This window comes from Phyllobacterium sp. 1468 (assembly GCF_031455525.1).
GTDB lineage: Bacteria > Pseudomonadota > Alphaproteobacteria > Rhizobiales > Rhizobiaceae > Phyllobacterium.
Window position 1 is genome coordinate 228264 of sequence record NZ_JAVDSX010000005.1, and the last position, 13088, is coordinate 241351.

Consider the following 13088-nt stretch of genomic DNA (forward strand, 5'->3'; position numbering starts at 1 on the left):
ACAATTCGATTTATGCGTCAACTTGCCTCTTCATTTTGGAGCCATCCGGATTGCGCCATCAAGACGGATAGTCTCGCCGTTAAGCATCGGATTTTCAATGATGTGCAGGGCGAGAGCCGCATATTCCTCCGGCTTGCCAAGTCTTGACGGAAATGGGATTGCGGCAGCCAGGGAATCCTGAACCTCTTGCGGCATGGCGAGCAGCATCGGCGTTCCGAAAATGCCGGGCGCAATAGCCATGACACGAATGCCGAAACGCGCAAGTTCGCGCGCAGCGGGTAGGGTCAGGCCGGCTATACCGGCTTTGGACGACGCATAGGCCGCCTGACCGATCTGGCCGTCGAAAGCGGCAACGGATGCGGTGGAGATGATCACACCGCGTTCGCCCGTTTCGAGCGGATCGAGCTTTGAAGCGGCATCGCTGACAAGCCGGAGCATATTGAACGAACCTATGAGATTGACCTCGATGACGCGTCGATAAAGGTCAAGATCGTGTGGGCCATCACGACCGACGATGCGCCCCGCATTGGCTATACCGGCGCAGTTGACGAGAATGCGCGGCGTTCCGATTTCGCCGATCACGCGCGCAACAGCCTTCTCGGCGTCCTCTGCGCTCGACACGTTGCAACTGAAGGCCAATCCGCCGATCTCATTTGCGACGCTCTGCGCGGCATCAAGATTAATGTCGAAAAGGGCGATTTTCGCACCTTTTGCCGCCAGCGCGCGGGCAGTCGCTGCTCCCAAACCCGAGCCGCCACCTGTTACAATTGCCACATGTCCGTTCGTATCCATGATCGTCTCCGATGCTCGTTGCTGCCTTCTCGCATGGGCCTAGCCGGTTATCCAGCCGTTTCGGTGTTTCCTGCTGTCAAAATCACTCCCTGCCGCGCAAGTATGAGGCACCCCGCGACGCGTCATAGTAAAAGCGAGTGGACGGATTTTTAGGGATTTTCACTTTTTTTTTGGCATGAAGGCAGAGATTCTCCAGAATCCAGTATTATCGGCGTTTCGATGGGTTGACTGCGAATAAATCTGCTTGCATTGCGACATGGCAAAGGCTTCCATGCAACCTTCGTTGTAGGCATGGGGGTCTGCAACACAAAAAAACCTCTGAAGGTGGAAAAGATGAATACCTACAAGAAACTCCTTGCGGCGACCGCGCTCGCAATGCTGACAGGTGGGCTGATGGCAGGTGGAGCCGCAGCCAAGTCGTTAGTCTTTTGCTCGGAAGCTGCCCCAGGCGGTTTTGATCCGGCGCTTTATACGGGTGGTGAGACACTCGATGCGACAGGACAAGCCGTCTTCAACAAGCTGGTGGAATTCAAGCCGGGAACGTCGGAAGTTGAACCAGCTCTCGCTGATAGCTGGACGATCTCCGATGACGGCCTGGAATACACGTTCAAACTTCATCCAGGCGTCAAGTTTCAGACAACAAGCTATTTCACGCCATCGCGTGAGCTAAATGCAGACGATGTTGTGTTTTCCTTTGAACGGCAGAAGGAAGGCAGCCCTTGGGCCAAATATGTCGACGGCGCTTCCTACGAATATTTTGAAGGCATGGACTTCCCGAAGCTGATCAAGTCAGTGGAAAAAGTCGATGACCTGACTGTGAAGGTCACGCTGACCAAGCCCAACGCACCAATGCTTGCCAACCTTGCCATGGACTTTTCGTCCATTGTTTCCAAGGAATATGCTGACAAGCTGATGGCTGACGGAACACCGGGAAAGTTCAACGAACAGCCGGTTGGTACGGGCCCATTCCAGTTCGTGGACTATCAGCTCAACACTGCTATCCGCTACGAAGCCAATCCTGAATACTACAAAGGCAAGGTCAAGCTCGACAACCTGATCTTCGCGGTTACGCCTGATGCGGCTGTTCGCGTGCAGAAGCTCAAAGCCGGCGAATGCCAGCTCACGATCTATCCGGATCCGGCAGATGTGGAAGGCCTGAAGGCTGATTCAAACCTGAATGTCATCCAGGAAGAAGGCCTGAACGTTTCGACGCTTGCCTACAACACAACCCAGGCGCCGTTCGATAAGCCGGAAGTGCGCAAGGCACTCAACCAGGCAATCGACAAGAAGGCCATCGTCGACGCGGTTTATCTCGGTCAGGGCACACCGGCGATCAACCCGATCCCCCCAACGATGTGGTCCTACAACAAGTCGATCAAGGATGACGAATACAATCCTGAAGCGGCAAAGGCAGCACTCGAAAAGGCTGGCGTAAAAGATCTGTCGATGAAGATCTGGGCAATGCCGGTTGCACGTCCCTACATGCCAAACGGCCGTCGCACTGCCGAACTGATCCAGTCGGATTTTGCCAAGGTTGGTGTCAAAGCGGAGATCGTTACCTTCGATTGGCAGGAATACCTGAAGCAGGCTTCCGATCCAAAGCATGATGGTGCGGTCATCATTGGCTGGACCGGTGACAATGGCGATCCGGATAACTTCCTTGCAACCCTGTTGTCCTGCCAGGCTGTTGGTACGTCCAACCGCGCTGCATGGTGCAACAAGGAGTTCACGGATTTGATCAACAAGGCGGCTGTCGTCTCCGATCCTGCAGAGCGTACCAAGCTCTACGAAGAGGCGCAGGTTGTATTCAAGCGTGAAGCACCATGGGCAACGCTCGCTCATTCGCTCGTTACGACGGCTATGACGAAGAACGTATCTGGCTATGTCCCGAGCCCGCTCGGTGTTCATAACTTCGCCAGCGTCGACGTCGCAGAGTAAATCTACTCCAGCGGTACCGGCTTCGGCCGGTACCGCATTTTTATCAGGTCACCATGTTTCGCTATATCGCGTCCAGAGTGCTGCTACTCATTCCGACATTTATCGGCATCAGTTTTGTGGCCTTTATTTTCATTCGTTTGTTGCCCGGCGACCCAGTCATCGCACTTGCGGGGGAACGCGGCATGACGCCGGAACGGCATCAATTGCTGATGGACCAGTTCGGCTTCAATAGGCCCATATGGGAACAGTACTTTTCGTTCCTATGGGGTATTTTCCATGGAGATTTCGGGACGTCGATCGCCAGCAAGCGGCCCGTACTCGCGGATTTCCGGGCGCTTTTTCCGGCAACACTGGAGCTTAGTATCTGTGCCATGCTCTTTGCCGTGATCATCGGCATCCCGGCAGGTATCTTCGCCGCGGTCAAGCGCGGTTCGATATTCGACCAGTTGAGCATGGGCATCGCACTCGTCGGTTATTCGATGCCGATCTTCTGGTGGGGTATTCTCCTGATCATCCTTTTTGCCGGTATATTGCATTGGACGCCGGTGTCAGGACGAATGGACCTCATCTATTTCTTCAAGCCAACCACAGGCTTCATGCTGATAGATAGCCTGATTTCAGGTGGTAAAGGCGCATTCAAATCGGCTGTTTCGCATCTGATTCTGCCGACAATCGTGCTTGGAACGATCCCGCTCGCTGTCATTGCCCGTCAGACTCGTTCAGCGATGCTGGAGGTGTTGGGTGAAGACTACGTGCGCACAGCCCGGGCAAAAGGCCTGGAACCCAAGCGCGTCATTGGTGTGCATGCTCTTCGCAATGCGATGATCCCGGTCATAACGACGATCGGTTTGCAGATGGGGCTGCTTATGGCCGGCGCAATCCTGACCGAGACCATCTTTTCCTGGCCTGGCATCGGCAAGTGGATGATCGATGCCATCTCCCGCCGCGATTACGTCGTCGTGCAGGGAGGTCTCATGCTCGTGGCGCTGATCGTCATGGTCGTCAATCTGATTGTTGATCTGCTCTATGCGGTTATCAACCCGCGTATTCGCGTAAAGTGAGGAACCCGTGACCAACGAAGTTTCCCCGCCCGTACCGCTTGCCTCGTCCCAGTCTTCGGGCCGTATGGCGCGGTTTTCGGAATTCTGGTTCTATTTCAGCGTCAACAAGGGCGCGGTGATAGGTTTTGCCGTCCTCGTCCTTCTGGTGCTGGTCGCCATATTCGGTCCGCTCATCGCGCCGCATGCTCCCTACCAACAGTACCGTGATGCTTTGCTAACGCCGCCGTCATGGCAGGTGGGCGGCAAGGAGCAGTTTTTGCTTGGCACCGACGCCGTGGGCCGAGACCTGCTTTCCCGCCTGATCTACGGCGCGCGTTATTCGTTGTTCATCGGCTTGATCGTCGTGACGTTCGCGATGATCACCGGCGTTATTCTCGGTGTGCTGGCTGGCTATTTCCGTGGCTGGGTCGATACGCTGATCATGCGCATCATGGATATCATCCTGGCGTTTCCGCCGCTGCTGCTGGCCCTTGTGCTCGTGGCTATTCTGGGCCCCGGTCTTTTCAATGCGATGATCGCAATTGCTCTCGTTCTGCAACCGCACTTTGCCCGCCTCACGCGTGCGGCGGTCATGAGCGAAAAGAACCGCGAATACGTCATTGCATCGAAACTGGCAGGCGCTGGCCACCTTCGCCTGATGTTCAAGACGATCCTGCCGAATTGTCTCGCGCCGCTGATCGTGCAGGGAACATTGTCGTTTTCCAATGCTATTCTCGAGGCGGCAGCGCTCGGGTTCCTCGGCATGGGTGCCCAACCGCCAACACCGGAATGGGGAACGATGCTGGCCGAAGCGCGCGAATTCATCCTGCGCGCCTGGTGGGTCGTGACCTTCCCTGGCCTGGCAATCCTGATCACCGTCCTTGCGATCAATCTCGTTGGCGATGGTCTGCGCGACGCCCTCGATCCTAAGCTGAAAAGGAGCTGAGGTATGGCGCTGCTTGAAATCAAAAACCTGTCCGTTGGTTTTGACACCAACGCCGGCCTGTTCATGGCCGTGCAGGGCATCGATCTTTCGGTCGACGCTCGCGAAGTTCTGGCGATTGTCGGTGAATCCGGTTCGGGTAAGTCTGTTGCCATGCTGGCCGTGATGGGCCTTTTGCCGAAGACCGCAACCGTCACCGCCGACAGCATGACATTCGATGGCCATAACATGTTGACGATGACCGGCAAACAGAGGCGAGAAATCGTCGGCCGAGACGTCGCTATGATCTTCCAGGAACCGATGGCGAGCCTCAATCCCTGCTTTACAGTCGGCTTCCAACTGGAGGAGGTGCTGCGCTTCCATATGAAGATGGATGGTCCGACGCGGCGCAAGCGCGCGATCGAATTGTTCAAGCAAGTCGGCATCCCGTCGCCGGAAGAGCGATTGAACTCCTTCCCGCATCAGATGTCCGGCGGCCAATGCCAGCGCGTCATGATCGCCATTGCCATTGCCTGCAATCCGAAGCTGCTGATTGCCGATGAACCGACGACGGCGCTCGATGTGACGATCCAGAAGCAAATTCTCGACCTTCTCGTGAGCTTGCAGGCGAAGCACGGCATGGGTCTGATCATGATTACGCACGATATGGGTGTCGTTGCGGAAACCGCGGATCGCGTGATTGTTCAATATAAGGGCCGCAAGATGGAGGAGGCCGATGTGCTCTCGCTATTCGAGGCGCCCAAAAGCCCCTACACCCGTGCGCTTCTGTCTGCCCTGCCGGAGAATGCGACTGGCGACCGTCTGTCAACGGTTGCGGATTTCATGAAGAATGAAGCCGCCAATGCAGGAGCGGCGCCATGAGCGAGATCGTACTCGAGGGCCGCAATATCGTCCGCGACTACCATGTCGGCGGCGGTCTGTTTGGCAAGCAGAAGACCGTGCACGCGGTCAAGGGCGTCAGCTTTACCCTGGAAAAGGGCAGGACCCTTGCCATCGTGGGCGAGAGCGGTTGCGGAAAGTCGACGCTGGGCCGGATACTGACGCTGATCGATCCCCAAACGTCCGGCGAACTTTTGATCGACTGCAAGCCTATCAATATCGCCAGGGATCGCGTCACGGCGGAGATGCGCCGCAAGGTGCAGATCATCTTCCAGAATCCCTATGGCTCACTCAATCCGCGCCAGAAGATCGGTGAAGTTCTGGGCGAACCCTTGTTGTTGAACACCAACAAGACGGCCGCCGAACGGCGTGATCTGGCCATGCAAATGCTGGTGAAGGTCGGGCTTGGTCCGGAGCATTATAATCGCTATCCGCACATGTTTTCCGGAGGTCAGCGTCAACGCATAGCCATCGCCCGCGCGCTCATGCTGAGCCCGAGCCTGCTCGTGCTGGATGAGCCGGTCTCTGCGTTGGATCTTTCGGTACAAGCACAGGTTCTTAACCTGTTGGCGGATCTGCAGGACGAGTTCAATCTTACCTACGTCTTCATCAGCCACGATCTTTCTGTGGTGCGCTACATCGCCGACGAGGTGATGGTGATGTACTACGGCGAAGTGGTTGAATATGGCTCGCGGGAAGAAGTGTTTGCCAACCCGCAGCACAGCTATACGAAGACGCTGTTTGCGGCGACGCCAAAGTCCGATGTGGAAAGCATCCGGGCGCGTCTGGCCAAGAAGAAGGCTGCATGACATGACCAAAAAGCAGCCGATCACCACAGCACCCAAGGATGGCAGCAAGGTTCAGGTGTTCTGGACTGACGAGGACGGACAGGAAAACGAGTCCATCGGCCAGTACCGTTCGCTGGATCGCCTGAAGGCCACGGGCGGCCAGTGGGACGAAACGGATGCCGGCTGGTGGATATTCACGGATTCGAACACGCAGAAAAAAGTCGTGCCTCATTCCTGGCAGCCAGCCGGGAAATCCGGCGACGAGGATGCTGAAGAAGAGTAGCCTAGAGCAAATTTTGTCTATTCAGAGCCAGTTCTGTTTCCCGGATGGCGAGGCAATCCACACGGCAGGTGGCGAGGCCGATGTTTATCCGTCGGACGACGCTGCCTGACAAAGTGGGTGCCCGCCAGCCCGAAACCCAAAGCGCCGGGTGAATTTGGCCCAATTCCTTCGGGCTTCGGCTTCGTCCGATGGAAAGACATCGACCTCGCCAAATCCCTCGACCTTGAACCAAATTCCCTCCGGCAGAATGGCTCTGAATAGACAAAATTTGCTCTAGTGTCTCTGGTGCTTTAACAAGCCGCGCACGATGTCATCGGCGGAGATCATCCCGAGAAATGCGCCGTTTTCCACGACGCCCACATCGCCACTGTTTTTCGCGATCGCTTGCATGATTTCGCGCACAGGCGTTTCCGGACGCGCTGTAGCCGCAAAGGGCCTGCCGGCGGGACGCGTGCGGTCAAGGGGAACCATGATATCGGCGGCAGTAAGGACACCAAGCGGATTCATGTTGGCGACAAAATCCGCAACATATTCATCGGCCGGATTAAGCAGGATATCTTGAGCTGTACCGCACTGGATGATCCGTCCGCCTTCCATGATGGCGATGCGATTGCCAATTTTCATGGCCTCGTCGAGATCGTGACTGACGAAAACGATCGTCTTCCTCAGGCGCTCCTGCAGGCTGAGAAGTTCATCTTGCAGGCGGGTTCGAATAAGCGGGTCGAGCGCTGAAAAGGGCTCATCCATCAGCAGGATCGGTGCACCTGTCGCGAAAGCGCGCGCAAGGCCGACACGCTGCTGCATGCCACCGGAGAGTTCGCCGACCTTACGCTTGGCCCAGTCCTTGAGGTTGACCAGTTCGAGCTGCTGCTGCACTGCTTTCGCGCGCTCTTCCTTTGGAACACCCGAGAGCTCCAGCCCGAACCCGACATTCTCTTCAACTGTACGCCAGGGCAGGAGACCGAATTGCTGGAAAACCATCGAAACAAGGTGCTTGCGCAAATCCCGCAAAGTTGTCTTGTCAGCCTTGCCCACATCGATTGACCGCCCATTGTTATGGACGACGACGGAGCCGCGCGAGATAGGGTTAAGGCGGTTGATGGCGCGCAGGAGCGTCGACTTACCGGAGCCCGAGAGCCCCATCAACACGACTATTTCTCCTTCAGCGACGGTTAAAGTGCAATTGTGAACGCCAAGCACATGCCCTGTCTCGGCCTGGATATCCGAGCGGCTTTTTCCCTGATCGGCCAAGAACAGCGAACCGTCAGTCTTCTTGCCAAAAATGATACAGACATTATCCAGTGTGATTGCGGTCATTCACCTGGCTCCTTGCCGGGACGGAAGATACGGTCGAGTATGATGGCGACGACCACAATGACCAGGCCTGCTTCGAAGCCCAGGGCCGTGTTCACGGAGTTCAGAGCACGAACGACCGGAACGCCAAGGCCATCTGCCCCGACCAGTGCCGCGATGACCACCATGGAGAGCGACAGCATGATCGTCTGGGTAAGTCCAGCCAGGATTTGCGGCATGGCGTAGGGCAGTTCGATCTTCCATAGCAGTTGGCGGGAGGATGCACCGAATGCCTCGCCGGCTTCGATCAAATGGCGGGGTGTCGAGGAAACGCCGAGATGGGTGAGGCGGATGGGAGCTGGCAAAACAAAGATTGCTGTTGCAATCAGGCCGGGCACCATACCTATGCCGAAGAAGACGATGGCGGGAATGAGATAGACGAAGGTGGGCAATGTCTGCATCAGGTCGAGTACGGGCCGGATCCCAGCATAGAACTTCGGTCGGTGCGCGGCGATAATGCCGATGGGTACGCCGATGCCCATGCATAGGATGCACGAGGAGAGCACCAGGGTCAGGGTCTCCATTGTTTCTTGCCAGTACCCCTGATTGAGGATGAACAGGAAGCCAAGAATGGTGAGAAGCGTGACCGCTATGGACCGGCGCAGGGCGTAAGCGATGGCGGCGAAAATCGCGACCATGATCAGGGGATGTGGATATTTCAGTACAAACATCAGGCCGTCGATGAACGCCTGCATGACAGCGGCAAGTCCATCGAAAAATCCGGCAAAATTAGTGGTGAGCCAATCGACGGCCGCTTTCGCTGTCCTGCCAACCGGAATCTTGTCTTGCGTTAACCAATCCAAACCAAAACCATCCCCACAATGAGTAAGTGAAAAGAGCAGCCCGGCCAGTGCGCCGGGCGGCTCATGTTCTCTGGTCTCTGATCCCGTCAGGGATAGCGATTGTTATAGACCCAGCGATGCCTTGACCGCGGGGAGGCCTTCCTTGCCGTCGAAGGTTGTAACGCCTGCCAGCCACGTATCCAGAATCGCCGGATTGGCCTTCAGCCATTCCGTAGCGGCCTTGGCACCGTCTTCACCATCATCAAGAATCTTGCCCATGATCTCATTTTCCATCTGCAGATTGAATTTGAGATTGGTCAGGAGCTTGCCGACATTCGGGCATTCGGTGGTGTACCCGGCACGAACGTTGGTATGAATGATAGCGCCACCAAAGTCCGGTCCGAAAACATCATCGCCGCCAGAGAGATAGGCAAGCTTGAAATTCGAGTTCATCGGGTGCGGTTCCCAGCCGAGGAAGACGATCGGCTTTTCGCTTTTGGTCTGCTTGGCGACCTGTGCGAGCATGCCCTGCTCAGACGATTCAGCAAGTTCAAAACCCTTCAAACCGAAGGTGTCCTTGGAAATCATGTCGAGAATCAAGCGGTTGCCGTCATTGCCGGGCTCGATGCCGTAGATCTTGCCGCCGAGGTCATCCTTGAACTTGGCAATATCCTTGAAGTCTTTCAAACCCTTGTCATAGAGATATTGCGGCACTGCGAGGGTGTATTTCGCACCTGTCAAATTAGGGCCGAGGTCTTCGACAGTCTTGTTCTCGAGATATGGCTTTACGTCGGCTGCCATGGTGGGCATCCAGTTGCCCAGAAACACGTCAATGTCTTTCTTGCCAAGCGAAGCATAGGTCACCGGCACGGAGAGAACCTTCGTGGCAGTCGAATAGCCCAGGGCCTTCAACACTTCGCTCGTCGCAGCCGTGGTGGCTGTGATGTCAGTCCAGCCCACATCGGCGAATCGGACTGTCTTGCAGGATCCGGGTTCCGCAGCGAATGCCGTACCCGCGGAAAGGACCAAGGCCAGGGAAATGGTGAATTTGGATAGTACTTTCATCGATAGTTCTCCCCTTCCGGTTTTTACCGGATTTTCAATGTCATGAACCAAGCACCAAACGGAAACGCATTCAAGCATAGCCGCGCATAAATCCGGTCAAATAGCGACAGTTGTTGATATTCCGACAAAAGTTGCAAGGGAGTGGATTGTAAGGGGTTCATGCGGAGAGCCAACTCTGATTAAAACGGGAGATGGCAAAACTCTATTTCAGCTACTCGGCTATGAATGCCGGAAAATCGACGCTGCTTTTGCAGGCCTCCTACAACTATCAGGAACGCGGCATGCGGACGATGCTGTTCACGGCTGCACACTATGCCGAAGACGGTGTCGGAAGGATAACCTCACGTCTGGGTGTGAGCGCCGAAGCGCTGCTTTATCGCGATCAAGACGATCTTTTTTCGATTATCGCCAAGGCTCACGGTGAAAGCGCGCTGAGTTGCGTGTTTGTCGACGAAGCGCAGTTCCTGACCAAGGATTAGGTCTGGCAGCTGGCGCGCGTGGTCGACCGGCTTAACCTGCCGGTCTTGTGTTTTGGTCTGCGCACGGATTTTCAGGGTAAACTCTTTCCCGGTTCCGCGGAATTGCTCGCCATTGCCGATACGTTGCGGGAAATCCGCACCATCTGTCATTGCGGCGCCAAGGCAACGATGGTTGTTCGTCATGACCAAGAAGGTAAAGCTCTGATCGAGGGCGATCAGGTGGCGATTGAGAAATCGGTCTATGTCTCGCTCTGCCGCAAACACTGGGAAGAGGAAACAGGCCGGATGGCACATGGAGAAGTCCAAAAGTCTTAGACGGCGATTCTCTGCTTGCAAGTTTACCTTGAGACCTGTCATTTTCCCGCAGGCTTTTTTTCACAATGTACCGTGTCTATATTCGAGTCGCGAGAAGCGATTTTGGTAATCAGGGGAAGATTAAATGGCGAGTTTGCAGAACTTCGATTCCGAGATCGAGAAGACCAGAACAATGGTCAATGATATGCGGACCAAAATCGATCAATCCACAATCGTCCTCGACAAATTCGCCAAAGCTGATGAGAAGATCGGCGCTTCCGATTTCGATATCGAAAATGCGCGCATTGATGATGTCCTGCGTCAACAGAAGGTGATGGAAGGCAACATTGCCGAGCTGATCATCGGGCTGGAGGATGCCACCAATGTTTTCGGTTCTGAATTTGAAAGCATGAAAGGCTATTCGGGCTGGGAAAAGTTTATCGGCGTCTTCTCCAAGCAGAAGATGCAGCGCCTGCGTTCAGACCGCGTCCGCAATATGTCCCTTGCGGGAAATCTTCAGGAACTTCTTTCCAAGTCCGACCGGATTGTCGGTATTCTGAAAGAGCAGAAAGCTGTTCTGGACGAACGCTACAAGACCTCCGAAACGAGCCTTGCGACTGTCATAGAACGGCGCAAGTCCACCATCGCCAACCTCGAAGCGACGCAAAAGAGAATCGAAGAACTAAACCCGCTCTTGCTGGATATCGAGAACAGGATTGCCGCCTCGACAGATCAGGGCACCCGCACTGATCTTGAAGGTCAGCGGTCGAAACTTGCCACAGAATATAATGAGCGCCAGGCCAAGGAGCAGGAACTGCTTGCAGAGAGCCAGACGCTGGAGCGCTATACGTCCATGTTTCAGACTTTCGTCGATTCTCTCAATAACCAGATCGCGGCGCAAAGCACGCTAATCAACAAGCTGTCGATCGATACCGAGCAGCGCATCGTTCTTTACAAGGCGCTGGAAGATTCGTTGAAAACAGCCGCGCAACAGGATGTGGCACACAAGATCAATACGCTCGGCAGCAAGGTGGATACGGCAGCTGAAGAGACCATGGCCGGTGTTGGCGCTGCGGCGCAGAAGCACATCGGTGATCTTCTTGAGATGCACGAGAGGAACATGGTCAGTTCGCAGGATATCCAGCGTCGCAAGAAGCTGGCTGACGATGCTTTCTCCCGGCGGTTCTCAGAGGTTCTGAAGAAGCACAATTCCGCCGATTACGTGCAGAGCTAATCAATGACCGACAGTGCCAATGCGGATCTTGCAGCGGCCGAGCGCTATTTTGGCGCTATCCGCGCCGCGCTGGATGGGCTTGAGATCTTTCTGAACAACCAGGAGTCGCCGCTCTACAAGCATGATCTGGTGGCACAGACTGTGTCGGAATACCTGCAGCGACTTGATGCTTCATTTGAGTGCTGGCGCAACAGGCTCGGTTTTGCCGAGCGCTTTCGCATATCCAAGGCCGAGAGCGGTTTTCCTGTCTTCCAGAATGTTCTGGAGCTTGAAAATGACAAGAAGGATGCATCGCTGCGGCTTGCTGCCATTCCGCCGGCGGATGCGCTTCGGGGTGAGATGGCGGATTTCATTCTGCGCAATCGCGAGTTTCCGCGCGACCTGCAAGGGTCCATGGCGGAACGGGTATATCTGGAAGTCGTAGACAAAGGCGAGATATTCTCCCCCTTCCTGCTCCCGACCACCATCCGGGTTTCGGTTAACCCGAAAACAATGCGCCCCTTTTACGTGGTGCATTGGGGCGCATTCGACGGAGCCTCGAACTTGCCATTGATCTACATGGCGATCATCGAGGACTCATCGGAAGATATGGTGGAGACGCTGGTGGCCGAGGGCAAGCTCAATGACAAGGTCAGGATTCCTCTGCCGGTCGGCGGTCTTCTCAATCCGGATCTTGCACGCCGCTTCGATGACTTCGCCGCGAAGAACTCGGCCTATTCGCTGTCGCCAGTTACTATCGCTACGGCACTCGATCAGGATTTTCCGGAATTGCACCCCAAACAACTGCGCCGGCTTGTTCTCGGGCCATTCTACACGGCCGGAATTACCGAGCATAATCAGAAGGTTGCCGACGTTCTTGAGCGGGTGCGCAAGCCAGAGGACGCCTGGCTCTTGACCTGGACCTTGCAGGAAGTTTTTTCCAAGGCGGAGAAACCCGGCAAACGTGGCCTTTGGTCGTCGGAGCCTTCGCGCGAAGAGTTCCACATCAATACGGATGACCTCGAAGCGGCAAGGCAGGGCGTCAGTCACTATGAGCAGCACGCTCTCATCCCGCATGAAGCCTATCAGGCGTTGTACGCATCAGGGGAAGCGGCAGGAATTTTCAAGGGGTTTCAGACCCATATCCTATCCAATGGTCAGGTGATCAGCGGCGTATGAGTGCCCGTTTGAAACTCGACCGCGGCGGTTATCCAACGCGATTTTCGGCGCTTCCGGTGC

Annotated in this window: 12 protein-coding genes and 1 pseudogene; 9 read left to right on the plus strand and 4 right to left on the minus strand. The window is 55.5% G+C overall.

Translation table 11 applies throughout. The annotated features are described in order from the left end of the window. Positions 1-30 precede the first annotated feature (30 nt). Positions 31-792, minus strand: a complete 762-nt coding sequence (locus J2X72_RS15745) for an SDR family NAD(P)-dependent oxidoreductase (protein WP_210003153.1) — start codon at positions 790-792, stop codon at positions 31-33. Between the two features lie 333 nt (positions 793-1125). Between J2X72_RS15745 and J2X72_RS15750 the strand changes: the two genes are divergently transcribed. From J2X72_RS15750 to J2X72_RS15775, 6 genes are all read left to right on the plus strand, one after another. Next, positions 1126-2730 carry an ABC transporter substrate-binding protein gene (locus J2X72_RS15750; RefSeq protein WP_310073346.1) on the plus strand — a complete coding sequence of 535 codons (1605 nt, stop codon included), beginning with the start codon at positions 1126-1128 and terminating at the stop codon, positions 2728-2730. A 53-nt stretch (positions 2731-2783) separates the two neighbouring features. Further along, a complete protein-coding gene (locus tag J2X72_RS15755) occupies positions 2784-3791 on the plus strand; it encodes an ABC transporter permease subunit (RefSeq protein WP_112530624.1) in 1008 nt (335 codons plus the stop codon). A 64-nt stretch (positions 3792-3855) separates the two neighbouring features. Next, entirely contained in the window at positions 3856-4716 is an 861-nt protein-coding gene (locus J2X72_RS15760; RefSeq protein WP_210003334.1) for an ABC transporter permease subunit, read from the plus strand. Between the two features lie 3 nt (positions 4717-4719). Beyond that, positions 4720-5574, plus strand: coding sequence for an ABC transporter ATP-binding protein (locus tag J2X72_RS15765; protein ID WP_210003150.1), 855 nt, complete (start codon positions 4720-4722; stop codon positions 5572-5574). Beyond that, complete coding sequence (locus J2X72_RS15770; RefSeq protein WP_310073349.1) at positions 5571-6401, plus strand: dipeptide ABC transporter ATP-binding protein; 831 nt, start codon at positions 5571-5573, stop codon at positions 6399-6401. The genes J2X72_RS15765 and J2X72_RS15770 overlap by 4 nt, the downstream gene beginning before the upstream one ends. A 1-nt stretch (position 6402) precedes the next feature. Further along, on the plus strand, positions 6403-6663 hold the full coding sequence (locus tag J2X72_RS15775; protein WP_210003148.1) for a hypothetical protein: 261 nt from the start codon (positions 6403-6405) through the stop codon (positions 6661-6663). 273 nt (positions 6664-6936) lie between these two features. On the opposite strand, the gene choV is transcribed toward J2X72_RS15775, so the two are convergent. The 3 genes from choV to J2X72_RS15790 form a co-directional block, all read right to left on the minus strand. Continuing rightward, positions 6937-7980 (minus strand): choline ABC transporter ATP-binding protein, encoded by a 1044-nt coding sequence (gene choV, locus J2X72_RS15780; RefSeq protein WP_210003147.1) that lies wholly within the window; start codon positions 7978-7980, stop codon positions 6937-6939. Further along, positions 7977-8819, minus strand: coding sequence for a choline ABC transporter permease subunit (gene choW, locus J2X72_RS15785; protein ID WP_210003146.1), 843 nt, complete (start codon positions 8817-8819; stop codon positions 7977-7979). The genes choV and choW overlap by 4 nt, the downstream gene beginning before the upstream one ends. Before the next feature lie 102 nt (positions 8820-8921). Next, complete coding sequence (locus tag J2X72_RS15790) at positions 8922-9863, minus strand: choline ABC transporter substrate-binding protein (RefSeq protein WP_310073353.1); 942 nt, start codon at positions 9861-9863, stop codon at positions 8922-8924. A gap of 191 nt (positions 9864-10054) precedes the next feature. Here J2X72_RS15790 and J2X72_RS15795 point away from each other — a divergent pair. The 3 genes and pseudogenes from J2X72_RS15795 (at position 10055) to J2X72_RS15805 (ending at position 13028) form a co-directional block, all read left to right on the plus strand. After that, a pseudogene (locus J2X72_RS15795) lies at positions 10055-10657 on the plus strand (thymidine kinase). A 124-nt stretch (positions 10658-10781) separates the two neighbouring features. After that, positions 10782-11870 (plus strand): hypothetical protein, encoded by a 1089-nt coding sequence (locus tag J2X72_RS15800; RefSeq protein ID WP_310073355.1) that lies wholly within the window; start codon positions 10782-10784, stop codon positions 11868-11870. 3 nt (positions 11871-11873) lie between these two features. Continuing rightward, on the plus strand, positions 11874-13028 hold the full coding sequence (locus J2X72_RS15805; RefSeq protein WP_310073357.1) for a hypothetical protein: 1155 nt from the start codon (positions 11874-11876) through the stop codon (positions 13026-13028). Positions 13029-13088: the final 60 nt, after the last annotated feature.